Origin of the sequence: Flavobacterium psychrotrophum (genome assembly GCF_003403075.1) — a bacterium.
GTDB classification, from domain to species: domain Bacteria; phylum Bacteroidota; class Bacteroidia; order Flavobacteriales; family Flavobacteriaceae; genus Flavobacterium; species Flavobacterium psychrotrophum.
This window is the reverse complement of sequence record NZ_CP031557.1, coordinates 1292981-1319207: the sequence shown is the minus strand read 5'-3', so window position 1 is coordinate 1319207 and position 26227 is coordinate 1292981. Positions and strand designations below refer to the sequence as shown.

The following is a 26227-nucleotide window of genomic DNA, read 5'->3' as shown; positions in this document are numbered from 1 at the left end:
AGGCTAGTCAGTAAGTAAAAGTGATGAACAGCCATAATAAAGAATATTAGCTGTTTTCCTTGTCCAGTTAAAAACTAAATGCAATGTAGGATGAGAATCCTGGTAGTATGATTTGTTTTTTTTACAAAAACTTCGTTTTTAAGACCAAGGTCAGTGGCTAATTTTAAAAAACTAACTATCAGTTATTTATGTATAATCTATAATTTACGAAATCGAAATAGTTACTATTATGTAACAACAATATATACGAATGTTACATCCGATGAAAAACGTTATAGTATAAATTCAGATAAAATCTATTAAATACAACAAGTCAACTTTAAATTTAGAATTTGAGAAAAAAATACGTGTATTTTTGTATTACTAGCTATTTTTCCTTTATCTAATTTTATATTTCTTATGCCCAATTTATATCTAACATTCCGGCAATGCTTTAAAGCAATAATTCTTGTGCTCTTCTCCGGGCTTTTAATGCTTACTGCCGCCTGTACCAAAAAGGCTGAGGATAAAAAAATACGGATAGGTTTTTCACAGGCAATGACCACAGATGAATGGCGCAGGCAAATGAACCAGTCGATGATTGTGGAGGCTTCCCTTCATCCTGAAACCGAACTGACGATAAAAGATGCCCAAAACAGTGTAGCGCAACAAATTTCGGATATTGAAAAACTGATATCCGACAAAGTGGACATATTACTTGTATCACCTATTGAAGCACAACCCCTGGACGCGGTTATAAAAAAAGCGCTTAATAGTGGCATACCTGTAATAGCAATAGACCGTAAAACTGATAATGAAGACTTTACAGCTTTTATTGGTGCTGACAATATAGAGGTTGGGCGTAATGCTGCTAAATACATATTGGCGAATACTACCGGTGATGTAAATATTGTAGAGGTAACCGGTGCACATGCTTCTTCACCCGCTTATGAGCGCAGCCTTGGTTTCACGCAAATGACAGATCTGAACCCTAGGTTGAAAATAATCCAAAAGATTAGTGGTGATTGGGAGTTGCCCTCTGCAAAGAGCCAGCTAAAACAACTGTTAAAAAAACAGAAAGAGATTGATTACATTTTCTCGCACAACGACCGTATGGCGCTCGGCGCCTGGGAGGCTGCCAAGGAAATGGGCATGGAAAAAAAGATTCAAATTATTGGGGTTGATGCCCTTAATACGCCAAACGGCGGCATCGGACTGGTAAAAAATGGTGCCTTGGCTGCTACCATCTTATATCCTAACGGCGGTAACGAAGCCATAAGATTGGCCATTACCATATACAACCGCGAGCCTTTTGCAAAAAATAACATCCTCAATACGATTGTGGTAGACCGCAACAATGCGGAAATTATCGAAAACCAAATGGATAAGGTAGACCAACAGCAAAAAGTTATAGAAGGCCAGCTCCATGCCATAAAGGTCCAAGAGGAAGAATTCAGCTCCCAGAAGCACTTGGTCCGTTTACTGTCTTTTTTCCTGATAACCATATTGGCGTTGGCCTTATATAGTGTTTACAGCACTATTTCACTAAAGAAGAAGAAACGACAGCTTGAAGGTTTTAACCAAACCGTGACACGTCAGAAAAATGAGCTTGAAACAATGGCAGAAGAAGCCCGTAGGAATAATGAGGCAAAATTCAGCTTTTTTACCGGGCTAAGTCATGAGTTTAAAACACCTTTAACACTTATTATCAGCTATGCTGAATCACTCATTGAAAATGAAAAGGTTAGAGGCACCAAACTTATGGAAGAAATGAAACTCATTTATACCAACTCTAACCGGCTGTTGCGGCTTATTAACCAGCTGCTTGACTTCAGGAAAATTGAGGAACGTAAATTTACCCTGCTCGCATCACGTACAAATATCTATGATTTCACTTTAGCGCTTATGGCGAATTTTAAAGCGGAAGCAGTACGTCGCAACATAGAATTTATTGTAGCCTGCGACAACAGGGGAACTGATGTTTTCATTGACCGTGGCCTGATGGACAAAGTGTACTTTAATTTACTTTCAAATGCTTTTAAGTTCACCCCTGACAACGGTAAAATTAAAATTGTTATCAAAGAAACTGCATCCCATGTAAAAATTGTGTTCCGGGACTCCGGCATTGGGATACCCGAACCGGAATTGCCACAGGTATTTAACCCATTCTTTAAAGCTTCTAACAATACGAAAAACAGTTCCGGGATAGGGCTAAACATTGCCCGGGAATTTGTTACCCTGCATAAGGGAGAACTCGATGTAAAATCCCTACATGGTACAGAGTTCATCCTGTCATTACAAAAAGGCACTAACCATCTGGTGGATACAGAGATTAACCGGCAGGATGAGGATGTAAAAGCCGGACTCCTTAAAATTCAGGACTTTCTTATATCTGAAACGGAACTAACCACGTCCATGCAAAAGCGCACTAATGACGAAAGATACAGCCTTCTTATTATTGAAGACCATCCTGACCTGGTTAATTTTCTCGGAAATAAACTGGGTGCGGATTACAATGTAACAACGAGCGATGGCACCGATGCTGTTTCCTCTGCGCTTCAAAACATCCCCGATATTATTATCTGCGATATTAACCTGAAAGGCACGGATGGATTTGAAATAAGCCGTATATTAAAGAAAGACCTGCGCACCTCCCACATCCCTGTGTTGATGCTTACCGCCTTGAGCAATAAAGAATCAATGCTGAAAGGGTTGCAGGCCGGTGTCGATGCCTACCTTACCAAACCTTTTAGCCTCTCAGTATTGCAGCGCAGCCTTGAAAGCCTCTTATTCAATCGTGAAAAGTTACGCTATTATTACACCAATAATATTTATAAAGTAAACCCAGAGACCAGGTTCGGAAACCAGGAACAGGATTTTATAGCGAAGATGAACACTATAATCGCTGAAAACCTGGAAGACCCGAAATTTTCGGTAGAGGAACTTGCAGAAAAAATGCTGGTGTCGCGGGTACAGCTGTACCGTAAAGTAAAAGCAATTTTAGGTATTAATATCAGCGACCACATAAGTAATATCAAATTGGAGCGCGCATCCGAAATGCTAAAAGGCGGGAATATGAACGTGAGTGAAGTTGCTTATGCCTTGGGATATTCGTCACCTAATTACTTTTCGACTGCATTCAAAAACAAATACGGCATAACACCTAAAGATTTCAAAATAACAGGATAATCAGACACCATATAAAACAAAAAGCAAGTAACATTTTTGATTTTTATGAAACAATTTAATACCTAAAACGATATAGAAGAAAAGGTTTTCGCTAAATTAAAAACTTATTTTTCAGTATTTTACACTCGAATTAAAAATATTTTCAAGTCAGCGTTACATCATTGTAACATCAACAAAAATACACATTAGGATTTCCTACTACTTTAGCCATCAGATTAATTAAATTTTCAACCAATGAACAAAATTATTATCTGGTCGGTTATTGCTGCTTTGGCAGGTTTTCTTTTCGGTTTCGATACAGTCGTGATCTCCGGCGCCGATCAGCAATTACAAAAGTTATGGCATTCATCTGATGCCTTCCATGGATCTGTTGTTATGGGCATGGCTTTATGGGGAACCGTAGTGGGAGCGATTTTTGGTGGCATCCCCACCAATGCCATCGGGCGTAAAAACACGCTGCTGTGGATTGGTGTATTATATTTTATATCTGCTATAGGCTCAGCTATGGCAAACGACCCTTATGTATTTGCACTATTCCGTTTCATTGGTGGCCTCGGTGTAGGTGCTTCTACCATTGCCGCGCCTGCTTATGTGTCTGAAATTGCCCCGGCAGAAAAAAGGGGCCGCCTTGTAGCTTTGTACCAGTTTAACATTGTACTGGGTATCCTTATTGCATTTGTATCGAATTATTTCCTGAAAGATATCGGTGAGAATGCATGGCGCTGGATGCTGGGGATACAGGCGATACCGGCCGCTATCTATACAGGGCTCATGCTTACCGTTCCTAAAAGCCCACGTTGGTTACTCTCTAAGTTCAGGTATGAAGAAGCACGTAAGGTATTGGTATTAATAGATCCTAAGGCAAACATAGAAGCCCTGATGCTGGAACAAAACCAAGAAAGAGATGCGGCAAATGAAACGCTGTTTTCTAAAAAATACCGTTTTCCGGTAGTACTTGCATTCCTTATCGCATTCTTCAACCAATTCTCGGGCATCAATGCATTTTTATACTATGCCCCCCGTATTTTTAAAGAAGCCGGCCTGGGCGACAGCACCGCGCTTTTAAGCAGCATAGGCATTGGTATTATTAACCTTGTGTTTACCTTAATCGGTGTAGCCCTCATAGACAAATTCGGACGCAGGCTGCTTATGTACATCGGCTCAGTGGGATATATTATCTCACTGGGATTAGTAGCAGCCGCCTTTTATTTTGGCTGGGGCGGCATGGCAGTACCGGGTTTCCTGTTTCTCTTTATAGCCGCGCACGCTATTGGACAGGGTGCCGTGATATGGGTATTTATTTCTGAAATTTTCCCTAACCATATACGCGCCTCCGGGCAGGCATTCGGCAGTTCGGTGCATTGGGTGCTTGCGGCAATAATTCCCTCTTTGGTACCGGTACTTTTTACGACTATAGGGCCTGCGATAGTATTCCTGATATTTACTGTAATGATGGTATTCCAGCTGCTGTTTGTAATGTTCCTTATGCCGGAAACAAAGGGAAAATCACTTGAAGAGCTTAGCGGGGAACTAACCAATGATAAAAAACGACAAATTCAAAAAAATGAATACGAAAAAACTTCTGCTCTGCGGGCTGACTAGCCTGTGCCTTACGGGCAACATAACCGCACAACAGGCCAATAATGAAAAAACCAGTTACAGGCCTAACTTTCATTTTACGCCAAAGAACAACTGGATGAACGACCCTAACGGCCTTTTTTATGCCGATGGCGTTTACCACCTGTATTTTCAGTACTGGCCCTATGGCAATACCTGGGGGCCTATGCACTGGGGGCATGCTACCAGTAAAGACCTTGTAAAATGGGAAGAGCAGCCCATAGCACTCTATCCGGACCGTTTTGGCTATATCTTTTCTGGTAGTGCCGCTTATGATGCCCAAAATACCAGCGGGTTTGGAGAGGACGGCAAAGCACCTGCAATAGCCATTTTTACCTACCACGACCCGGTAAAGGAAAAAGCAGGCCAGATTGATGTGGAATCCCAGGGGCTTGCCTACTCGCTTGACAGTGGGCAAACCTGGGTAAAATACGATCAGGGGAACCCTGTAATTAAAAATCCGGGCATACGTGATTTTCGCGACCCCAAGGTAAACCGCGACTGGATAAACAACCGCTGGATACTGGTGCTGGCAGCACAGGACAGGGCCCAGTTTTATGCCTCTGATAACCTTAAGGACTGGAAATACCTTTCGGATTTTGGGGTAGGTATTGGTGCGCATGGCGGTGTGTGGGAATGCCCCGACTTTTTTCCGTTAAAAGTAAAAGGCAGCGAAGAAATAAAATGGGTATTGGTACAGAGCCTTAACCCTGGCGGTGCCAATGGTGGCAGCGGAACACAATATTTCATCGGCGATTTTGACGGTACAAACTTTACCCTTGACAAGGTTTTCAGCCAAAAACTTGAAAAAGACAAAGCGGTGTGGCTGGACTTTGGGCGCGACAACTATGCCGGGGTAACCTGGGCTGGCACTCCGGGTGAGCAATACAAACGCTACCTTATAGGATGGATGACAAACTGGGATTATGCCAATGTAGTACCCACTCAAACCTGGCGTGGTGCAAACACCGTAGTAAGGGAACTTGAATTAGTGAAAGATGCCAATGGCTACCGGCTGAATACGGTACCTGTAAAGAACCTCCAGAATTATATTGCCAAAACCGATGTACAGAAAAAGATTTCGGTAAAACAAAATGCAGTATTAGTACCCGAAGGTAAAATCGACCTTACACAAGCTGACATCAGCCTAAGCCTGAAGGGGCTGAAAAAAGAAACGTACACATTGGTACTTTCTAATGCCAATGGCGACGAGCTCCACTTTGGTCTTGACAACACTACTGGAGAGCTTTTTATTGACCGTTCCAAATCAAGTAATGCGACAAGTTTCCACAAGTTTACGGCTTCGGTATCGAAAGCGAAATTGTCCGGTACGCAAAAACAGGTAAAGTTTAGGTTCCTCCTTGACAAAACGTCCATAGAGCTATTCTACAATGACGGTGAAATTGCCTTTACCGAAATATTTTATACCAAAAGTCCTTTCACATCCCTTAGCATTGAGGGTGGGCAAAAATTTGATATTGAAAACCTTACGGTCAACCAGCTTAATTTTAACTAAATACTAACCTTAATAACCAAACTGAAGTATGAAATGTAAAATTATCTTTTTTTTGTGCCTCCTTTTCCCTTTGCTGGCCTCAGCACAGGACATAGAAGTAAAAGGAACGGTACTTTCAGGGGAAGATAACCTTCCGCTGCCGGGTGCCTCGGTGCTCATAACCGGCACCACTATTTCAACAGTTACCGATATCGACGGTAATTTTACCCTTACCAACGTTCCGGCTTCAGGCCAGCTTATTATCAGTTTTATGGGCTTTCAATCGCAAACGATTGCAGCCGCCCCGCAAATCAACATTACCCTTAAACCGGACCAAACGGAACTGGAAACTGTAGTAGTTACGGGCTACTCCAGCCAGAAAAAAGCTGATATTACCGGAGCCGTGGCTGTGGTAGATATGGAAGAAGCCTCTAAGCAAAAACAACCCAATGTAGTGCAATCGCTACAGGGTCGTGTGCCAGGTGTACGCGTAAGTACTGATGGTTCTCCAAGCGGTGGGAATACCGGTATTGTTATCCGGGGTGTGGGTACATTAAACAACACTGCCCCACTCTTAGTTATTGACGGCGTACCCACAAAATCGGGCATGCATGAACTAAACCCTAACGACATCGAAACCATACAGGTACTGAAAGATGCTGCTTCGGCCAGTATATATGGCTCGCGCGCCAGTAACGGTGTGATCATCATCACTACCAAAAAAGGCAAAAACGGCCGTATGCGTATCAATTTTGACCATTACACCTCTTTCTCTTCGTATGCACGCAGAACCAAAGTACTGAATGCTGAGCAATACGGCCAGGCATTATGGCAGGCTAATGTAAACGACGGTATCAACCCTAACAACAACAACCTCAGCTACCAGTTTGATTGGGGCGTAGTAGATGGACGCCCTACATTAAATAATGTATTGGTACCGGAATATCTTGATGCCGCGCAGACCATAAAGTCATCAAACACTGATTGGTACGATGCCATTTCACGCACGGGCATTGCGCAAAGCTATGACCTTTCGGTATCAAACGGCTCGGATAAAGGAAGTTACCTTTTTTCATTGAATTATTATAATAATGAAGGCATTGTAAGGACTACGGAGTTTACCAGGTTGTCAGCCCGTATGAACAGTTCGTATAAATACTTTGACGGCAGGCTTACCATTGGTGAAAATTTTACCATGAACCGTACAAAAGAAGTGACTGACCCAGGGGTATTAGACCCTGCACTCAGGGCACTACCCCTGATTCCGGTGCATACTGTTGACGGTGAGGGCTGGGGCGGCCCGGTAGGTGGCATGAACGACCGCCAAAACCCGGTACGCCTTTTAGAATACAATAAAGACAACCCTTACAAATACCTGCGCCTGTTTGGTAACGCGTATGCTGACCTTGAGGTAATCAAAAACCTGCATGTTAAAACCAGCTTTGGTATTGACTATGGCTATTACAACAAACGGACACTGCAGCGCAGCTACCGTTCGGGTTACCTTCAAAACGACCAGACCTCGGTAACCATAGACCAAACGGTAAGCGATAAATGGACGTGGAGTAATACCGCTACCTACAATTTTGAAATTGGTAAGAACCACGTCAACCTGCTTGCCGGTAATGAAATGTATAGCGATACCTATGACAACACCACCTTAAGGAAAAACGACTTTATAATAGAAACGCCTGATTACATGTATCCTGATGCCGGTACAGGCGAATCGTTTACAAGCGGTACTTCTACGCGCTACAAGCTCCTTTCGTATTTTGGCAAAATAGACTATGATTACGACGGGCGCTACCTGGCCTCTGCTACCGTACGACGCGACGGTTCATCGAGGTTCGGGAAGAACAACCGTTTTGGTACATTCCCTGCTGTTTCTGCCGGATGGCGCATTAGTGAGGAGAGTTTCCTGAAAAATATTGAAAACACGCCTGTATCCGACCTGAAACTGCGTGCCAGCTGGGGGCAGACGGGTAACCAGGAAATAAGCAATACGGCAGTATACTCCCTGTTCCTTGCCAACTATGCCGGCGGAAGCCCTACATGGGCTACTTCTTACGGTACAGCCTATGATATTAACGGGAATAACAACGGACTTTTGCCGTCAGGCTATATTGCCACACAGACTGGTAATGATGACCTGAAATGGGAAACGACGACACAAACCGACATAGGCCTTGACTTTGGCTTTTTCGAACAAAAATTAAGCGGTTCGGTAGATTATTACGTTAAGAAAACCGACGACATCCTTGTACTGCCTCCTTATCTCGGTGCAATTGGCGAAGGCGGAAACCGTTGGGTAAACGGGGCCAGTATGGAAAACCGGGGCTGGGAGGCAATACTTACCTACCGCAACGAGACTTCCGGAGGGTTTAAGTATGAAATTACTGGTAACTTTTCTGCCAACAAAAACAAAATTACAAAGTTGCCTGCCGAAGTACGCAACAGCTACGGTGGTGATGGTTTAGATGACAACATATTGGGCAGGCCAATAAATTCGATGTATGGTTACGTGGGAGACGGCCTGTTCCGCACACAGGATGAAGTGGACGTACATGCCGACCAGCCTGGTAAAGGATTGGGACGCATCCGTTATAAAGACCTGAACGGTGATGGCGTAGTAGATACTAATGACCGCACCTGGATAGGAAACCCGAACCCCGGATTCCAGTACGGTATAAATGTCGCACTAAGCTACAAGAACTTTGACTTTACTACTTTTTGGGATGGTATAGGCAATGTAGATGTAATCAACAGCAAAAAATACCAAACGGATTTCTGGAGTGTAGACGATGTGGGCTCTAATAAAGGTACACGCCTGCTTAACGCCTGGAGCGTAGACAACCCGAACTCCTCTATACCGGCGCTTACAACAGTAGACCGCAATGCAGAAAGCCGCTTCAGCACGTATTATGTGGAAAATGGAAGCTACCTGAAACTGCGCGTACTGCAACTGGGATATACACTGCCGAAATCACTTTCGGAAAAATACAGCCTTGAGAATTTCAGGATCTATGTAAGCGGCCAAAACTTATTGATTATTGACAGCAAAAAGTTTACCGGTGTAGACCCCGAAAGCCCGGCTTTCGGCTACCCGCTGCCTATGACTTTTACTGTAGGGCTTAACGTTTCACTTTAAAAAAAAGACCATGAAAAAGACAATATATATTGCAGGCCTGCTCGGCCTGATGCTTACTGCTTCGTGTAGTGATTTTCTCGACAATGACCCACGTGGGGTATTGGACGAAGAGCAGCTTGTAACCCCTGAAAATGTAGATGGCTTTATTACAGCGGCCTATTCGGCACTGGGTAATGACCACTACGATACCCCTTTCAGCCTTTGGCCTTATGGAAATGTGCGAAGCGATGATGCCTACAAAGGCGGCAGCGGTACAAATGACATACAGGATTTCCACTTTTTTGAAATATCAAATAACATCCGCCCTGATTTTGGCGAACTGGATGCGCTTTGGTACCAGCACTATGTTGGGGTTTCAAGGTGTAATAAAGCACTTAGGGCTTTGGAACAGCTTAATGAAGCCGAATATCCGCTAAAACAGCAGCGCATTGGTGAAATGAAATTTATCCGTGGTCATTTCTATTTCATGCTGAAGATACTATACCGCAATGTGCCTTATATCACAGAAGATATTCCGGTAGAAAACTATGGGCAGATCAGTAATACCGCATTAAACAATGAGGAACTCTGGGAAGCAATAGCGCAAAACTTTGAAGATGCTGCGGATTTGCTGCCCGATAGCCAAACCCAGGTGGGCAGGGCCGATAAAGCTGCCGCATATGCCTACCTTGCCAAGGTACGCCTTTATCAGGCTTATACACAGGACGACAACTACAACGTAACCGGAGTTAACCAGGAACACATGCAACAGGTACTGGAAGCTACAAGCCATGTAATCGGTATGGCAAGCCTGGAGCCTGATTTTGCCAACAACTTCCTGCCAGGCCAATATGAAAACGGCCCGGAAAGTGTTTTTTCCATACAGTTTAGTGAAAACGACGGTACACTATATGGCAGGCTGAATTATGGTGACGTACTGAGCCTGCCTCAGGGATTGGGCTGCTGTGACTTCCACAAGCCCAGCCAAAACCTTGTAAATGCCTATAAAACGGCAGCCAACGGCATCCCTATGTTTGATACCTATAACGATGCTGACCTTGACTACCATGCCCTGAACGATTACACGGTAGACCCACGACTGTACCACACTGTTGCCCTGCCGGGATTGCCGTGGAAGTATGACCCTGAAACTACGTATGTGGAGGCGTGGGTACGCAGTCCGGGTACCTATGGCTATACCGCTTCATTAAAAGAAAATGTCCCTGTAGGTTGTGGTTGTACGGTAAATATAGACCCTTTTTATGGCAATGCCAAGAACAGGATACAAATCCGTTATGCCGATGTGCTGCTTATGAGGGCAGAGGCACTTATTGAAACCGGCCAGCAGGATGAAGCATTGGTGCTTATAAATGAAGTGCGCAACCGCGCTGCAAACAGCACTGGGCTAATATCTGGTTATGCTACAAATACCAACATAAGCCCTTACATTAATGGCCAGAACTGTACCTGGACACAGGACTTTGCCCGCAAAGCTTTACGCTGGGAACGCCGCCTGGAGTTTGCCATGGAAGGCAGCCGCTTCTTTGACCTGGTGCGCTGGGGCGTGGCAGACGAAGTAATGAATGCCTATTATGCTGAAGAGAAGACCAAACGCGCTTATTACAACGATGCATTCTTTGACCGTAATAGGGAAGAGTATTGCCCCATACCTTTGGCACAGATTAACTTTAGCCAGGGTGTGTACCACCAAAACCCGGGTTATTAATTCTTAACTGTTAATATTATGAAAACAATATATAAAACCAGTTTGGTAGCAGGAATCCTGCTGCTTTTTGTGACACTGTTTTCCTGCGAAGACAGTTTTGATAATACAGGGTTTAATACCAACGCAGCCGTGAGCATTACATCTTTTAGCATTGCGGGTACTGAAGGTGACATTAACCAGGGCACAGGGGTTGTAAATGTGATAGTACCTTATGGGACTGATATTACAAGCCAGGTAGCTATTATAGGCCTGCCTGACGGAGCCGATATTAATATAGATTTCAGCCAGGCCATGAATTTTACACAAGCGATCAGCTTTAGGGTGGTAAACGGGAATCTCTACAAAGATTATACTGTAAACGTATCAGTGGCTTCGCCTATTATCAGCTTCAAGATTAACGATATTGCGGCAAGCATAAATAATACCTCCCATACCATATTGCTCACCCTGCCTTTAGGTACAGACCTCACGGCACTACAACCCGTAATAGAACTGAGTGAAGGTGTAAGCATATCGCCAGCTTCAGGCAGCACCATCGATTTTACAAACCCTGTAATATTTACAGTAAATACGGCCACAAGCTCTGTAGACTATACTGCTACGGTAAGCGTACCTGTGGAAGGCCTTACCGTTGCATTCTTGGGTACTGCAGCAACGCGCGAAGCGATAAGCAATATGGATGAGAAAACCGCGTGTGATTGGCTCTTTGACAATTACCAGGGTGCACAGTACTTGTCCTTCGCCCAGATTAACTCAGGTGCTGATATCAGTGGAATTGATGTTATATGGTGGCACTATGACAGCGCACAAAACCTGCCTTCTATTGCTTTAAACCCTGCTGTAACCACAGCCCTGCAAACGTACAAGGCTAATGGAGGCAACCTGCTGCTTACCACTTTTGCCAGCCAATATGTAGATGCCCTGGGTATCGTACCACCGGGTAAAGGGCCAAACAATGTGTTTGGTGACTTCCCTCCGAATGGAGGCGTAGATACCAACTCTTGGGGTATCACCTTTGCGGGACACGAAGGCCACCCTATCTTCCAGAACCTGGAAACCTTTGAAGGGAATAAGGCAAATTTGTTACAAAATGGCACTTTCAGGCTTAACCATACCGCCTGGTGGTTTTTACCAGAATGGGGAGGTTATGGCGATGGTGCCGGCTGGAGGAACCAAACGGGCGGTATAAACCTCGCCAGCGAGCCTTGGGATACCGGACTCAATGGTCGTGTGGTCATTGCTGAATGGGGCGACACCGACAAAAATGTAGTAGTAATCTCATTGGGTGCCTATGACTGGTATAACGAACCTGATGCTAATGGTAATCCAAGCCAGGCGAATGGGTATATAAATAATATCCAAACCCTTACACTAAACAGCATTAATTACCTCATTAATAATTAACACGGCTATGAAATTTAAATATATATACTTCTTGCCTGCATTTGTTATGGCGCTAACCTCGTGCAATGATGACGATACCTACATCGGGGGTTCTGTAATGGGCGGGGAAACAGCCATCAGCAGCATATACCCCACACCACCCTCACAATGGATGGGGGGTGGTGATCCTTACTTTAGCGCAGGCTACACCGGAGACCCAATGCCGTTTTATGAAGATGGTACGTTCCATGTGTATTTTCTGCATGATGCTATAAACAAACCGGCGGGTAAGGGCTTTCACGATATACACGAATATTCTACTACAGACCTGGCGCATTTTGACTATAAAGGCCAGATGGTGCCCTATGGCAGCCAGGACGAACCCGACTTTGGCGTGGGTACAGGATCTGTTATAAAAGTAGGCGGCACGTATTATTTTTACTATACAGGGCATAATGATATAGCAGCTTTCCGTGCCACTAACCCACGCGAAAGTGTGCTGTTAGCCACCAGTACCGATCGGATACACTGGACGAAGCAAACATCATTCAAGATAACGGCCCCGGCAGGTTATTATGATTATGACTTCCGTGACCCCCATGTTTTCCAGAACCCTGATGATGGCAAATACTGGATGCTGGTAAGTACACAAACCGACCCTGCACGGAAGGCCGTACTGCTTAAATTTACATCGGATAACCCGGCAAGCGGCAGCTGGACACCCGCAGGATCTTTCTATACTACTGCACCGGAAGACAATTACCTCATGATGGAATGTGCCGACATATTTAAAATGGGTAGCTATTGGTACCTGACTTTCAGCGAAAACTGGAGCATTAGTAAAGGAACCCACTACCGTATGGCTACTTCTATAAACGGCCCCTGGATAAAACCGGCAAACGATATGCTTGACGGCGAATATTTTTATGCTGCAAAAACTGCTTCAGATGGGAACAAGCGCTATGCTTTTGGATGGACAGCCCGTAAAGCGCCTGAAAATGATACGGGAGGTAAAGAATGGGCAGGCAACCTTGTAGTACATGAAATCATCCAGAATGCTGACGGTACACTTGGCCTGAAAGCTCCGGATGCCGTAAGCGAGCACTTTACGCAATCATCAGCTATTGCCCTGCAAAATACATCCGGTAACGTAACACAGGGTAATAATACATTTAACTTAAATGCTGCAAGCGATGACGCCTTAGCAACGTTTGCCCCGGTAGGTAAAAAAATAAAAGCTTCGGCACAAATTACCCTGAATAATACTTCAGGTTCGGCAGGTTTTTTCTTTAATGTGAGCAGCAATGCATATTATAGAATTGTATTCGAGCCGCAGCAAAACCGTATAGCAGCTTATAACAGCAACGGAGATGAAGTTACACACGTACCTTTTAACATTCAGGCTGGCACGGCTTACAACCTTACGGTTATAGCGGATGGTAGTATTTGCGAAGTTTATGTAGACGGAAAAACGGTATTAAGTAACCGTATTTACGGCCGCGACCAACAGATCTGGGGACTTATAGCTACTGATGGTGCAGCTGCCACTTTTAGTGGATTGGAAATTAAAAAACCATAACTTAAATTAAGATTGATGAGCAATAATAGAAAAATAAAAGCAGTATCTTTTGGAGAGGTACTTTGGGACGTATTTGCTGACGGGAAAAAAATTGGCGGGGCTCCCCTTAACCTGGCCTTAAGGATGCAAAGCCTGGGCTGTGAAGCCGCAATGGTAAGTGCAATTGGAAAAGATACTGATGGTGAAGAGATTATCAGTTATGTACAAGAAAAGGGCTTGGATACTACAGGCATTATAACAGTTGAAGGTTATCCTACCGGGCTGGTACAGGTCTACGTGAACGAGCGTGGCAGTGCCAGTTATGAAATCAGCTATCCATCAGCTTGGGATAAAATCGTACTTACACCGAATGTCTTTAATTTGGTACGGGAAGCTGATGTGATGATTTACGGAAGCCTTGCCTGCCGTGACGCAGTGTCGAAAGAAAGTTTATTGAAGCTATTGGAAATAGACGGCTATAAAGTTTTTGATGTGAATCTCAGGCCCCCACACTACGAAATTGATACCCTTTTGGAATTGATGAAAAAAGCTGATTTCATTAAGTTCAACGACGAAGAGCTAATTGAAATTGCAGGCAAACTAGGTTCTCACGCTAAGCTTTTGGAAGATAATATGGAGTTTATTGCAAAAAAAACAGGCTCCAAAGCGATTTGTGTTACTAAGGGTAAGCATGGTGCGATACTATTGTGGGAAGGCAAATTGTATAGCAATAATGGCTACGTAGTAAAAGTGGTTGACACTGTTGGTGCCGGTGACTCATTCCTGGCGACGCTGATAATGAAACTTCTTGTTAAGGAAACGCCCCAGAAAGCATTGGATTATGCTTGTGCTATGGGAGCTTTGGTAGCCGCCGCGACCGGGGCAAATCCAGACATTAGTACTGAACAAATTGAAGAGTTGACTATAAGTGTAAGTTAATTTGGGTTATATAGGGAAAGTTTGGGTTTTCTCTAAAAGCTGCTCCCTAAAAAGAGCAGCTTTTTCATTTCCCGTATTAAGCGATATGAAATAAAATCCAAGACAATTGTAAAAATTAGAGACTGTAACATAGGTAAAGCCGAACTATTTACAATGCTGCCATTAAATAGTATTTTTTAATTTAATATTAAAGGATTCGCATACGGCGCCACAGGTTTACTTTTCGGAAAGTACACCTTCAACCCTTCCCCTGTCTGCTCAAATTTCAGCGAATCATTAGTGGCAACCAACCGGACGCTGCTAATTTTTGATTCGCGGTAGGGATTGCCCAAGTGTAAACTTTTTATCAGCACTTCACCAGAGGACGGCCACCCCATTACTGTGGCAAAGAGGTCGTTCCCTTTTACAACAAAGCGAACGTCTTTATCGGTAAACGGCTCGCCCTTTCCTTCGTTAAAGCCCTGGGCGGTTAAGGCTGCAGCCCCCTCCTGCGCAGGACCTTCTCCAAATATTTTCCATGGATGGGTACCGTAGATACTTTCGCTGTTTGCACGCATCCACACACCAATTTCTTCCACTATTTTGCGCTCCAGCTCATCGATAGTGCCATCACCTCTCATGGGAATATTAAGCATAAGATTGCCGTTTTTACTCACAACGTCTATAAGTGTATGTATTACTGTTTGTGCGGTTTTATATTCTTTACGCTCATAAACACCCCTGTCATAATGCCACTGCCCTATGCAGGTATCGGTTTGCCAGGTAAGGGGCTCAATGGCATTACTCTGCCCGCGCTCAATATCCCACACCATGGCTTTACGCTGGCCTTCGTCCAGTATTTTGCCTGTGATTACGGCTTTAAGCGTCCCGTTATCTTTAATACTCTTGTTGTACATATGTGCAGCAATGCGCAGTCCAGCATCACTTACCGGCCACAGCGGCAATGCAGTATCATCAAAGTAAATGAGGTCAGGATTGTATTTGTTGATCAGGTCAATGGTACGGTTGTAAAATTTTTCGCAGTACTCTTTGCTGGGTGGTGTGACGCCATTGCCCCAGTTCCATTGCCTGTGTATCATACCGTCATCAAAGCTGTTTTCACTCAGCGGGTGATTTTGCTCATATAATTCCTGAGGATCCAGGCCATCCCACCATTCGCCTTTACCGTCTTTTTTCGTCAGTTTCCCATCATAAGTTACGCCTGCATAAGACCCTTTTTTGTCTGACCGCTGTGCCGTTTCAAGCCAGCTCCAGGTATGCGCAGCATGTACGCTTACGCCAAACGGCAACCCGTTTTCTTTGGCTGCCTTTGCCCAGGCCCCTATAATGTCCTTCTTAGGCCCCACTTTGGTTGAATTCCAGTTTTTCTGGTATTTACTGTCATAAAGGTCAAGGTTATCATGATGGTTTGCCAGTGCCATAAAGTACTGTGCACCGGCACTTTTATATAACGATACCAATTCATCAGGATTCCAGTTTTCGGCCTTCCATTCGTTGATGACATCCTTAAAACCAAAAACCGATGGATGCCCGTATTTTTTAATATGATATTCATACTGCCAACTGCCCTCCATGTACATATTCCGGGCGTACCAGTCACCTGCCTCGGGCTGGCACTGTGGCCCCCAATGCGCCCATATGCCGAACTTTGCATTCTTGTACCAATCTGGGACTGTATATCCCTGTAAGGACTCCCATGTGGGTTTAAAAGGCCCTTTAGCCAGAGGTTCAAAAGGCATATCAAAAAGGCCTGTATCAATTAGTGGCCCTGCCACAATTTTTTCTAAAACCAGGGCAGACAATAGTGCTGTACCGCCTTTAAGTAAATCCCGTCTATGCATAATATATATTTTAATAATATGAAGCTTAACCGAATCAGGTCAGTAGATTCAGATAACACTTTCACATTTTGTTTGAAGCTAAAATGAAAGGGTAATTTTTTTGCCGTTGTAATTTACAGTTTTCTCTTCTCCGGAAGGCAGCAGCACCCTGAATTTCCTGTTTTGAAGCATCCCATTATAAGCGCCCTTTCGGTTGCCGATGGTAAGTTTCTTTGTCTTGTCATTCCATGAAAAAGCTATCTCTGTATAAGCGCCCTTTTCATAATTATAGTTGTCAAACTCATCTTCATACAGTACAAATGTGCCATCTGCACCAGGGTATAGCCTTATCTCCAGGTCATCCCATTTTTTTTCTGTTGCATATTGCATCAGTGGGGCAATGGGTAGTATGCTGCCTGCCTTAATATACAGCGGTATCATGTCAATTTTTGTCTTCACATTGATTTCCTGTCCTCCGTTTATTTTTTCGCCCGTCCAAAAGTCATACCATGAGGGACCTGCCGGAAGGTATACGTTAGCAGTTTTTTCGGCTGTGAAGTCAACACCTGCCTGGGCATTATTTTCGATAGCTGTTTGTTTGTTCCAGCCGCTTTCTTCATTTACGTTAACCACAGCCTCAGGTGTATACCGGGCGTTGACTATAGGCGCTACAAGGATGGATTTGCCAAACATGTATTCATTGTTTATATCCCACCCTTTTTTATCTTGCGCGAAGTCCATAGACAAGGCACGCATAAAGGTAGACTGGTGTGCGCTAACCTGCCACGAGGTAGCATAAATATACGGCAGGAGTGTGTAGCGCAGGTTTATAAACTTCTCTATTGCATCAAATATGGGTTCTCCCTTTTTTCCAAACTGGTAAATCTCCCTTGGAATATCGGTACCATGCGAACGCATCATTGGGGTAAAGGTGCCGAATTGCAGCCAGCGGACGTATAATTCCTGATACAACGGGTTTTGGGCGCCCTTATCGGCATACTTCCCTTTTTTATATTCGCCTGCAAAGAAGCCCCCTATATCGGCATTCCAATGCGGTATGCCAGAAAGTGAAAAATTTAACCCTGCCGGTATTTGTTTCCGTAATGCATCCCAGCTTGAACCTGTATCGCCCGACCACGTATTGGCACCATAGCGTTGCTGGCCAGCAAAAGCAGAACGCGTCAGGATAAACACCCGTTTGTCTGACGTTGTCTTACGCTGATGGTCGTACATCCCCCCTACTGTCATCAATGGGTAAGCATTACGCACTTTACGGAAAGATCCCAGGAAGGTTTTTGTATTGTAATCGGCATCATTGGGATGGAAATGGTCGGGTTCTGTGGAATCCATCCACCAGCCGTCTATACCCGTAGCAAATAAGCCATTGTTTGCATGTTCCCAGTAGATATCACGGGCTTCGGGGTTATAAGCATCATAAACCCTTACCCCGGAAGGATAATCCATCTTTGGCGGCCATATCTCCGAACCCGATTCCGGCCAGGTCCTGATGTTAAATAGCATCCCCTTAGCATCCATGTCGCCGTATTGTTTGGTATTGGGACCAAAGGAAGACCATATGGAAATTATCATATGGGCATTAAGGTTATGTACATCCTGCACCATTTTTTTCCCATCAGGAAACTCGGGGTTAAGGAAATCCATGGCATTCCACAAATAGTTATTGCCCCAGTATTGCCAGTCTTGGATAATACCATCCAGTGGCACACCCAGTTCCCTGTATTTTTTTACTACCTCAACCAGTTCTGCCTGGCTTTTGTAGCGCTCCCTGCTCTGCCAGTAGCCGTAGGTCCATAATGGGAATAAGGGCACCTCACCTGTAAGTTTCCTCATGTTTGCTATAACCCCGTCAGCATTGCCGCCATACATAAAATAGTAATCTACAGCATCGCCCACCTGCGATGTAAATGTGGTACAGTCAGGGTCATCGGTAAATTCAGTTGGTGCATAATTATCCCAAAATATACCATATCCCTTAACCGATTGGAAAAACGTGATGGCATCTTCCACATTACCCTGCTCAAGGTGGTACTTTTGGTTTCGCTGGTTGAGCGTTCCGCTTTGGTGCTGGCCCAGCCCATAAATAGGCTCCTCTTTTTCTAATACAAAGGATTGGGAAACAGTATAAGTTGCTGTACCGTTATCGTTAAATGGTGTAAATGCGGTTCCGTTCGTTTTTTCTTCAAGTAATCCTGTGTCAGAAACAGATGCAAAACCCACCTTACCTGTTGTAAGATCCAGGGTTACCTTAACTTTTTCTGACAATACAGTAACAATGTTGGCGGATCCGGACGCCTTAAAGGCAGTTTTTGCAGGTGATAATACAACCGACAGGCTCTCTTTCACATAGGTATTACTATCAGGAACTTTAATAACCCGCACTATTGAGGGGTCGTAAAACTGTATTTCTATACTATTGCCATTTGCGGTAGTTTTAATACCCGTTTTGGTTTTTTGAAAGGATTGCGCAAATGTGCTTACACTGCAAAAACACAGCGATAAAAATAACTCTTTCATGATATTTGATTTGGTACTGAGTCTTCTCATGGATACTATATCGTTATAATAGATTCCAAAAATATGAAAAATGTAAAAGAAACACTTAATTTATTTCACTTATTGAATTCCAGTCCAGAATATGACTGTAATATTAGATATCTTATGTAAATTAGATTAAACAAGCCTCAATCGCGCCCATTTACAAACTTAGAATTCGGTCATGAATTAAATTTTCCACTATTTTTATGTCAAATTGAGTATTATGCAAAACGAACAGCACTTCATAAACCGTAGTGGGTGGCTCAGGGCTGCCGTGCTTGGCGCCAATGATGGAATACTTTCCACTACCAGCCTCGTTATAGGCATTGCAGCTGCAAGCCAAACCCGGGATCCTATAGTATTGGCTGCACTAGCAGGGGTTGTTGCAGGGGCGTTGTCTATGGCAGCCGGTGAATACGTATCGGTAAGTTCGCAGAGCGATATCGAAAAATCAGACTTGGAAAGGGAAGCCAGGGAACTGGCAGAAATACCGGAAGCGGAACTTAAGGAACTAACCCAAATTTATGTAACGCGCGGTTTATCGCAGGAACTTGCACAACAGGTCGCCGTAGAATTGACTGCACACAATGCACTTGAGGCGCATGCCCGCGATGAATTGGGTATAAATGACGTTACACAGGCTAAACCGTTCCAGGCTGCAATGGCATCTGCACTGGCATTCATCTGCGGGGGGATATTACCGCTGCTTGTAGCAGTATTCGCACCGCTCCGTTATATGATACCGTTACAATACGGTTTTTCGATAGTATTCCTTGCCATCTCCGGTATAATGGCTGCCGGTGCAGGGGGGTCAAATAAAATGAAAGCGGTCATGCGTATCTGTATATGGGGAACAGTTGCCATGACTGCTTCTGCGCTTGTCGGCTATGTTTTTGATGTGCAGGTATCGTAGCCAGTAGTGTAATCTATGACGCACCGATAGTCGTTACATGCTAGGATATTTTTAAAACGACAATTTTAATTACTTGTATATTTCAAATTTAGGCGATAATTAGTAATTTTGCATCAAACAGGAGCTTCGAACCCTCTGGTTTTAATCTTAGAGCCCAGTGTAATTCGGGGCTCTTTTTTTATAATCAATCTTAAGCAAACCTTAAGCGAATCCACACAAGCTAAAAGGTAGGTAGTGCGTTATTTTGTTATAACAATTAACACTACTCACAATGAAATTTTTAGCCTGCCTGCTATTTGTAGCGTTCCTTCCCATTACATGGGAAACCGACTTTTCCACTGCCCAGAAAATCGCTAAAGAGGAACATAAATTCATCCTGCTTAATTTTTCAGGTTCCGACTGGTGCGCGCCCTGCGTAGCTACCCGTAAGGACTACTTTGACAGCGAAGCCTTTGCCAACATGGCCAAAGACAACCTGGTACTATTAAACGCTGATTTTCCTAGGAAAAAGAAAAAACAGCTTTCAGAAGAACAGACCAAAAAGAATGAGGCGCTGGCCGAAAAATATAATAAGGAAGGTAGCTTTCCACTCACGCTATTGCTAGATACTGACGGCAAAGTTATAAAATCCTGGAAAGGGAAACCGGAAGCTACTGTTGACGGGTGGGCAACGGAAATCAAGGCAGCCTGCAATTCCCATAAATAGATATTTTATGCAGGAGTTCTCACAGTCATTAAAACTGATGGGCAATACTTTTACCATTACGGTAGTGAGCCCTGGTATACAAGATGCGGAGGTGCATATACAGGCCGCTATTGAAGAAATACGCCGTATCGAAAAGTTGCTTACGACGTTCAGTAACAACAGCCAAACTGCCCTGATCAATGAGAATGCCGGGATAGCCCCTGTACCGGTGGCTGCTGAAGTTTTTGACCTGATCAAGCGCAGCATCGGCATTTCCCAAATCACGCAGGGTGCTTTCGATATCAGCTACGGAAGCATCGACAAAACCTTATGGAATTTTGATAAAACCATGACAGCGCTACCGCCAAAAGAGCAGGCGCTGAAGATGGTACACCTCATCGATTACCGCAATATTATACTCGATGAACAGTACAATTCGGTGTTCCTAAAAAATAAAGGAATGCGCATCGGCTTTGGAGGTATTGGCAAAGGCTATGCGGCCGAGATGGCCAGGCGGCTGCTAATGCAGAACGGGGTGCAAAGCGGCATCATCAATGCCAGCGGCGACCTTACCGCCTGGGGGGCGCAGCCATCCGGCAACCCGTGGCGGATTGGGATATCCAATCCGGACCATCCGGAAGATATCTTTTCCTACCTGGATGTGTCGGGCAAAGCAGTTGCAACCTCAGGCAACTATGAAAAATACGTGATGATAGGCGGCAAAAAGTATTCGCATACCATTGACCCTAAAACAGGGTTGCCGATATCCGGCATTAAGAGTGTAACGGTAATCAGCAGCAATGCAGAATTTGCCGACGCCATGGCCACCCCGATTGCGGTAATGGGCATCAAAGCAGGGTTGTACCTTATCGACCAGATACCGGACCTGCACTGTATTATCATTGACGACAACAATAAACTGTATACCTCAAAAAACATAAACCTTATCCCACATGAAACGCTTCCTTCTTAGCCTTACCGCTATCGCTGCTCTCCTTGCCAGCGCCTGCTCTCCCGTAAAAGAGTACCAAAAAAACAAAATCAACGATGGGGAGATGTCCCTCTCGAACCGCAAAGTAGAAAAAACCGAATTGAGCTTCCAGTCCTACAGGGAAGGCTCATCGGGCGCCAATGCCGGGAAAAGCGGCGGCGGGTGTGGATGCAATTAACCCTTAACAGCACAGCAACAACATGAAAAGGATATTTATAACAGGGCTTGCGCTTTTAGGGCTCATGAAAATCTACGCCCAGGAACAGCCCACAGATTCAACAGCATACAAACCCAAGAAATTAAAGCTGGAAGAAATAAACCTGGTGTCAAGCTACTACAGGCAGGATGGTAATAACTCAGCGGTAACCGGTGGAACAGGCACCGAGAAACTTAACGATATCTCCAATGCAATAGATGTACGCCTGGTTAAGTTCGGTGAAAACGGCATTAAGCACAATTGGGATTTTGAGGTAGGTGTCGACCATTATTCTTCGGCATCATCGGATAAAATAGACCTACAGGCAAATTCTTCGGCCTCCTCTTCGGATATGAGGGTATATCCGTCGCTGAACTACATCCGCGAAAACGAGGCAAAGGGCCGTGCCTTTGGCATAGGGGTTTCGTCCTCCACCGAATACGACTACCAGTCTTTTGGCGGGAACATCAGTTTTTCCCAAAAAACAAAAGACCGTAACGGTGAGTTTACCGCAAAGTTACAGGCCTACCTCGACCAGGTAAAGCTGCTTGCGCCCGTAGAACTGCGGGGGCTGCCCGGTACTGATGATTCGGGTAACGCCTCGCGCAATACCTTTGTGGGGTCGTTAAGCTATTCGCAGATTATCAACCGCGATTTCCAGGTACTCTTCCAGGCCGACATAGTGCAGCAGCAGGGCTACCTCAGCCTGCCTTTTCACAGGGTATATTTTACCGATGGCTCTGTGCATCAGGAAAAGCTGCCCGACAGCCGCCTTAAAATACCTTTGGCGGCACGCGCCAGTTACTTTTTGGGCGACAATATTATCCTGAGGGGGTATTACCGATTCTACACCGATGACTGGGGCATACAATCCCATACGGCAGAGCTTGAAGTTCCGGTAAAGATTACCCCGTTCCTTTCGGTATCGCCGTTCTACAGGTACTATACCCAGACTGCTGCCAAATATTTTGACGGTTACCAGATGCACGGCCCGCAGCGTGACTTTTACACCAGTAATTACGATCTTTCAAAGTTCAACAGCAACTTCGTGGGCATCGGGTTGCGCATGACACCGGTGCACGGGCTCTTTGGTATTGAACGCCTCAACCTGCTCGAAATACGCTACGGCCATTATACCCGTTCTACCAACCTGAACTCGGATATTATCAGTATTAATATCAGGTATAAGTAACTTACGTACCTTTAAGGAGATTTTAAACCTATGAAAATACTTATAGTTGAAGACGAAACAGGTATAATTAACTTCCTGGGTAAGGGACTGCGCGAAGAAGGGTACGAGGTTTTGGCAGCAAACGACGGGAAAAGCGGGCTGGCCCTGGCCCTGGAACAACAACCGCATGTTATTTTGCTGGACTGGATGCTACCGGTGCTTAGCGGGCTTGAAGTGTGCAAGGCCCTAAGGGAGCGGCAGGTGGATACGCCGGTAATTTTTCTTACTGCAAAGGACACCATTCAGGACACTATCGACGGGCTGAGGGCCGGTGCTAACGACTACATCAAAAAGCCGTTTAGTTTTGAGGAGTTACTGGAAAGAATAAGGGTACAGCTGCGGGCAAAAACAGAAAGGCAAAAAGATATTGTTATAGGTAGCGTGACCGTCGCCCTGACGGCACATAAAGTCCTTAAAAACGGATTGGCAGTAAACCTTACCCAGCGTGAATTTGAATTATTGTCTTATCTTGTACAGCATAAAAATGAGGTGTGTACCCGTGCCCAGATCATTAATGACGTGTGGGATATCCACTTTGAATACGATACGGGCGTGATCGATGTCTTTATCAACGGTATCCGTAAAAAGCTCGAACTCGACAAGGAAGTTGACTTTATAAGGACCATTCGGGGAATCGGCTACATTGCAGAATTTTAAAACCATGGCAATAGCATTCAGGAACAGGATCGCGCTTTTCTACAGCATCACTGCTGCCATACTGGTGTTGCTTGTTTTTGCGTTAATTTACCTGATCGTAAGCAGTGGTGTATACAGCAGCCTTGATAATGACCTGCAAAAAGAGGTGGACGACCTTTATACCGAAATAACGGTTACGCCTGCCGGATTTTCAGTCGAAAAGGAAGAATGGTATGAGAAAGAACACAATACCCTTGACATTAACCCCATTTTCATACAGTTTACGGACCGGCATGGAAAGCTATCCGACCGGTCACCCAACCTTAAAGAGTCAAAACTCAAATACAGAACCCTCACTGAAGACATATTTTACGACAGCCTGCTGGATGACATACCCGTACGGCAGGCTCAGGTACCGGTCCGCTTCAAAGATACAGTTGTAGGGTATATACTGGTAGCCGTCCCGTTGCAGGATGCCGGAAACCTGCTTTATAACCTCAAAAGGGTATTGTTTATTACCTACCCCTTGCTGCTCATTATACTGTTTGCCGTTACCCGCCTTGTAGCAGGCAGGAGTATAAAGCCGGTAAACAATATTATTGAGACTGCTGGCAGGATTTCCCGTAACAACCTTTATGAGCGGATTGCCTATGCTGGAAATAAAGATGAATTGTACACACTATCCAAAACCATCAATAACCTGCTCGACCGTATTGAAAGCGCTGTACTCAGGGAAAAACAATTTACCTCTGATGCCTCTCACGAACTAAGGACCCCACTCGCCGTTGTAAGAGGCACCCTTGAAGTCCTGATACGCAAGCCACGCAGCCAGGAAGAATTTGTAGAAACAATTAAATATTGCATCGCCGAAACAGACCGTATCAACCTATTGGTAGACCAGCTCTTGCTACTTGCAAGATTTGAAAGCCAGAAAGAAGCACTTAAAGTAGAAAACACCAATATCAGTGTGCTTGTTTTAGATACCCTTTCCCGCAACGCAAAGGCAATCAAAGAGAAAAATATTAAGATTGAAACACATATTGCCGAGAACCTGTACATGGAAACCGACGGATACCTGTTATCCATGGTACTGGAAAACCTTGTTTCAAACGCGGTAAAATATTCTAAACCTGACGGTGTAGTAACGTTATCGGCAAGTTCAGGTAAAGGCAGTATCCTGCTGCAAGTGGCAGACAATGGCATAGGCATTGCAAAAGAGGAACAGCACAAGGTATTTGCATCGTTTTACCGTTCACGGCCCGATGAGCATATCCAGACAAAAGGCAACGGCCTGGGCCTGTCCATCGTGAAACGGATCTGTGAACTACTGGATATAGAGATTACCATTGAAAGCGAGCTTACCGTAGGTACAAAAGTGACGCTCACGCATACTACTTAAATATCAAATTCAAAATCAAGCAGCTGAGAGGGCGTGATAGAAAGTGATTTTGAGAGTTCAAGCAGCGTGGTAAAGCCAAAGTTCCTGCTGCCGGACTCTATAGCCATAAGGTCAGTTTTGCTAAGATAGCCCCTGGCAGCAACATCGTTTACAGTCCAGCCTTTTTCTTCACGATATGTACGGACACGCTGGCCAAATTGCACCAGCCTCTGGTCTTTAAATTGGATCATAATGGTATCTTATACTCCAAAAATAACTTTTATATATAAGCAGATGGGAATGATACAGCAATTCATATTAAGTATAAATAAATACGGATTTTGTATTGTAAAGGTACTTGCAAGATTCTATATTCATTTCTATATTTAGCCTGAATAATTCCTCCATTACCATGCAACGAAATAAATATATCCTGGCGCAGGATAATACCGTTAAAGTCAGGTACCGTAACCTGGACGTAGCATTCGGGGTTCGCGATATTGAAAGCATTTCAATTATCAAGACAAAGCACGGTAACGGCTTTGTCAATTTATTATTGGGTACTATCTACTGGGAGTATTACCTGAAAATAAAAATACGCGAAAATGCCCCTCTATTGGAAAAAATAAAGGCCCGGGACAGGAAGCAGTTATCCAGAGAAGTTGTAAAAGTTATGGATTATACATTCCCACTCCGAATGAATGAATGAAAATATTTTAGATAATCGCTAATTACGCATGAAATTTCTTCTAAACATTATAAGTAATTTATTATTTGGTGCAAAAGGAATCCTTACCGTTACCATCTA

The 26227-nt window shown here is 44.3% G+C and carries 19 protein-coding genes; 16 read left to right on the top strand and 3 right to left on the bottom strand.

Features of this window, described 5'->3' with window-relative positions:
- The first annotated feature begins 399 nt into the window (after window positions 1-399).
- From DYH63_RS05740 to DYH63_RS05705, 8 genes are all read left to right on the top strand, one after another.
- On the top strand, window positions 400-3168 hold the full coding sequence (locus tag DYH63_RS05740) for a substrate-binding domain-containing protein (RefSeq protein ID WP_116787905.1): 2769 nt from the start codon (window positions 400-402) through the stop codon (window positions 3166-3168).
- Between the two features lie 234 nt (window positions 3169-3402).
- The gene (locus tag DYH63_RS05735; protein ID WP_116787904.1) at window positions 3403-4770 is read left to right on the top strand and encodes a sugar porter family MFS transporter; all 1368 of its coding nucleotides are present in this window, start codon (window positions 3403-3405) and stop codon (window positions 4768-4770) included.
- Complete coding sequence (locus tag DYH63_RS05730) at window positions 4733-6301, top strand: glycoside hydrolase family 32 protein (RefSeq protein WP_116790745.1); 1569 nt, start codon at window positions 4733-4735, stop codon at window positions 6299-6301. Before DYH63_RS05735 ends, DYH63_RS05730 begins: the two co-directional genes overlap by 38 nt.
- A gap of 28 nt (window positions 6302-6329) precedes the next feature.
- The gene (locus DYH63_RS05725; RefSeq protein WP_116787903.1) at window positions 6330-9428 is read left to right on the top strand and encodes a SusC/RagA family TonB-linked outer membrane protein; all 3099 of its coding nucleotides are present in this window, start codon (window positions 6330-6332) and stop codon (window positions 9426-9428) included.
- A gap of 10 nt (window positions 9429-9438) precedes the next feature.
- Window positions 9439-11133 carry a RagB/SusD family nutrient uptake outer membrane protein gene (locus DYH63_RS05720; RefSeq protein ID WP_116787902.1) on the top strand — a complete coding sequence of 565 codons (1695 nt, stop codon included), beginning with the start codon at window positions 9439-9441 and terminating at the stop codon, window positions 11131-11133.
- Window positions 11134-11151: 18 nt separating this feature from the next.
- Entirely contained in the window at window positions 11152-12537 is a 1386-nt protein-coding gene (locus tag DYH63_RS05715; protein ID WP_116787901.1) for a DUF4960 domain-containing protein, read from the top strand.
- A 7-nt stretch (window positions 12538-12544) separates the two neighbouring features.
- Window positions 12545-14095 (top strand): glycoside hydrolase family 32 protein, encoded by a 1551-nt coding sequence (locus DYH63_RS05710; protein WP_116787900.1) that lies wholly within the window; start codon window positions 12545-12547, stop codon window positions 14093-14095.
- A 15-nt stretch (window positions 14096-14110) separates the two neighbouring features.
- Window positions 14111-15013 carry a carbohydrate kinase family protein gene (locus tag DYH63_RS05705; RefSeq protein WP_116787899.1) on the top strand — a complete coding sequence of 301 codons (903 nt, stop codon included), beginning with the start codon at window positions 14111-14113 and terminating at the stop codon, window positions 15011-15013.
- Between the two features lie 176 nt (window positions 15014-15189).
- Here DYH63_RS05705 and DYH63_RS05700 read toward each other — a convergent pair whose 3' ends face one another.
- Both DYH63_RS05700 and DYH63_RS05695 read right to left on the bottom strand, forming a co-directional pair.
- Complete coding sequence (locus DYH63_RS05700) at window positions 15190-16854, bottom strand: alpha-L-fucosidase (RefSeq protein WP_116787898.1); 1665 nt, start codon at window positions 16852-16854, stop codon at window positions 15190-15192.
- A 78-nt stretch (window positions 16855-16932) separates the two neighbouring features.
- On the bottom strand, window positions 16933-19368 hold the full coding sequence (locus DYH63_RS05695) for a glycoside hydrolase family 31 protein (RefSeq protein ID WP_116787897.1): 2436 nt from the start codon (window positions 19366-19368) through the stop codon (window positions 16933-16935).
- 244 nt (window positions 19369-19612) lie between these two features.
- On the opposite strand from DYH63_RS05695, the gene DYH63_RS05690 reads away from it, so the two are divergent.
- The 7 genes from DYH63_RS05690 to DYH63_RS05660 all read left to right on the top strand — a co-directional run bounded on the left by DYH63_RS05690 (window position 19613) and on the right by DYH63_RS05660 (window position 25440).
- Complete coding sequence (locus DYH63_RS05690) at window positions 19613-20302, top strand: VIT1/CCC1 transporter family protein (RefSeq protein WP_116787896.1); 690 nt, start codon at window positions 19613-19615, stop codon at window positions 20300-20302.
- Window positions 20303-20573: 271 nt separating this feature from the next.
- A complete protein-coding gene (locus DYH63_RS05685) occupies window positions 20574-21008 on the top strand; it encodes a thioredoxin family protein (protein WP_116787895.1) in 435 nt (144 codons plus the stop codon).
- A 7-nt stretch (window positions 21009-21015) separates the two neighbouring features.
- Complete coding sequence (locus DYH63_RS05680) at window positions 21016-21960, top strand: FAD:protein FMN transferase (RefSeq protein ID WP_116787894.1); 945 nt, start codon at window positions 21016-21018, stop codon at window positions 21958-21960.
- Window positions 21941-22156: a DUF4266 domain-containing protein gene (locus DYH63_RS05675; RefSeq protein ID WP_116787893.1), complete on the top strand. Its 216-nt coding sequence runs from the start codon at window positions 21941-21943 to the stop codon at window positions 22154-22156. The genes DYH63_RS05680 and DYH63_RS05675 overlap by 20 nt, the downstream gene beginning before the upstream one ends.
- 22 nt (window positions 22157-22178) lie before the next feature.
- Window positions 22179-23366 (top strand): DUF3570 domain-containing protein, encoded by a 1188-nt coding sequence (locus DYH63_RS05670; protein ID WP_116787892.1) that lies wholly within the window; start codon window positions 22179-22181, stop codon window positions 23364-23366.
- A 30-nt stretch (window positions 23367-23396) separates the two neighbouring features.
- On the top strand, window positions 23397-24062 hold the full coding sequence (locus DYH63_RS05665; RefSeq protein ID WP_116787891.1) for a response regulator transcription factor: 666 nt from the start codon (window positions 23397-23399) through the stop codon (window positions 24060-24062).
- A 4-nt stretch (window positions 24063-24066) separates the two neighbouring features.
- On the top strand, window positions 24067-25440 hold the full coding sequence (locus DYH63_RS05660) for a sensor histidine kinase (RefSeq protein WP_116790744.1): 1374 nt from the start codon (window positions 24067-24069) through the stop codon (window positions 25438-25440).
- Here the strand turns inward: DYH63_RS05660 and DYH63_RS05655 are convergent.
- Window positions 25437-25670 carry a helix-turn-helix domain-containing protein gene (locus DYH63_RS05655; protein ID WP_116787890.1) on the bottom strand — a complete coding sequence of 78 codons (234 nt, stop codon included), beginning with the start codon at window positions 25668-25670 and terminating at the stop codon, window positions 25437-25439. The two genes, DYH63_RS05660 and DYH63_RS05655, sit on opposite strands and share 4 nt — an antisense overlap.
- Window positions 25671-25831: 161 nt before the next feature.
- On the opposite strand from DYH63_RS05655, the gene DYH63_RS05650 reads away from it, so the two are divergent.
- A complete protein-coding gene (locus DYH63_RS05650) occupies window positions 25832-26128 on the top strand; it encodes a hypothetical protein (protein WP_116787889.1) in 297 nt (98 codons plus the stop codon).
- The last annotated feature ends 99 nt before the right edge of the window (window positions 26129-26227 follow it).

Bases quoted from the DNA above. Each gene is read 5' to 3' on its own strand.
- DYH63_RS05740 (WP_116787905.1), top strand. From the start codon at position 400: ATGCCCAATTTATATCTAACATTCCGGCAATGCTTTAAAGCAATAATT.
- DYH63_RS05735 (WP_116787904.1), top strand. From the start codon at position 3,403: ATGAACAAAATTATTATCTGGTCGGTTATTGCTGCTTTGGCAGGTTTT.
- DYH63_RS05730 (WP_116790745.1), top strand. From the start codon at position 4,733: ATGAATACGAAAAAACTTCTGCTCTGCGGGCTGACTAGCCTGTGCCTT.
- DYH63_RS05725 (WP_116787903.1), top strand. From the start codon at position 6,330: ATGAAATGTAAAATTATCTTTTTTTTGTGCCTCCTTTTCCCTTTGCTG.
- DYH63_RS05720 (WP_116787902.1), top strand. From the start codon at position 9,439: ATGAAAAAGACAATATATATTGCAGGCCTGCTCGGCCTGATGCTTACT.
- DYH63_RS05715 (WP_116787901.1), top strand. From the start codon at position 11,152: ATGAAAACAATATATAAAACCAGTTTGGTAGCAGGAATCCTGCTGCTT.
- DYH63_RS05710 (WP_116787900.1), top strand. From the start codon at position 12,545: ATGAAATTTAAATATATATACTTCTTGCCTGCATTTGTTATGGCGCTA.
- DYH63_RS05705 (WP_116787899.1), top strand. From the start codon at position 14,111: ATGAGCAATAATAGAAAAATAAAAGCAGTATCTTTTGGAGAGGTACTT.
- DYH63_RS05700 (WP_116787898.1), bottom strand. From the start codon at position 16,854: ATGCATAGACGGGATTTACTTAAAGGCGGTACAGCACTATTGTCTGCC.
- DYH63_RS05695 (WP_116787897.1), bottom strand. From the start codon at position 19,368: ATGAAAGAGTTATTTTTATCGCTGTGTTTTTGCAGTGTAAGCACATTT.
- DYH63_RS05690 (WP_116787896.1), top strand. From the start codon at position 19,613: ATGCAAAACGAACAGCACTTCATAAACCGTAGTGGGTGGCTCAGGGCT.
- DYH63_RS05685 (WP_116787895.1), top strand. From the start codon at position 20,574: ATGAAATTTTTAGCCTGCCTGCTATTTGTAGCGTTCCTTCCCATTACA.
- DYH63_RS05680 (WP_116787894.1), top strand. From the start codon at position 21,016: ATGCAGGAGTTCTCACAGTCATTAAAACTGATGGGCAATACTTTTACC.
- DYH63_RS05675 (WP_116787893.1), top strand. From the start codon at position 21,941: ATGAAACGCTTCCTTCTTAGCCTTACCGCTATCGCTGCTCTCCTTGCC.
- DYH63_RS05670 (WP_116787892.1), top strand. From the start codon at position 22,179: ATGAAAAGGATATTTATAACAGGGCTTGCGCTTTTAGGGCTCATGAAA.
- DYH63_RS05665 (WP_116787891.1), top strand. From the start codon at position 23,397: ATGAAAATACTTATAGTTGAAGACGAAACAGGTATAATTAACTTCCTG.
- DYH63_RS05660 (WP_116790744.1), top strand. From the start codon at position 24,067: ATGGCAATAGCATTCAGGAACAGGATCGCGCTTTTCTACAGCATCACT.
- DYH63_RS05655 (WP_116787890.1), bottom strand. From the start codon at position 25,670: ATGATCCAATTTAAAGACCAGAGGCTGGTGCAATTTGGCCAGCGTGTC.
- DYH63_RS05650 (WP_116787889.1), top strand. From the start codon at position 25,832: ATGCAACGAAATAAATATATCCTGGCGCAGGATAATACCGTTAAAGTC.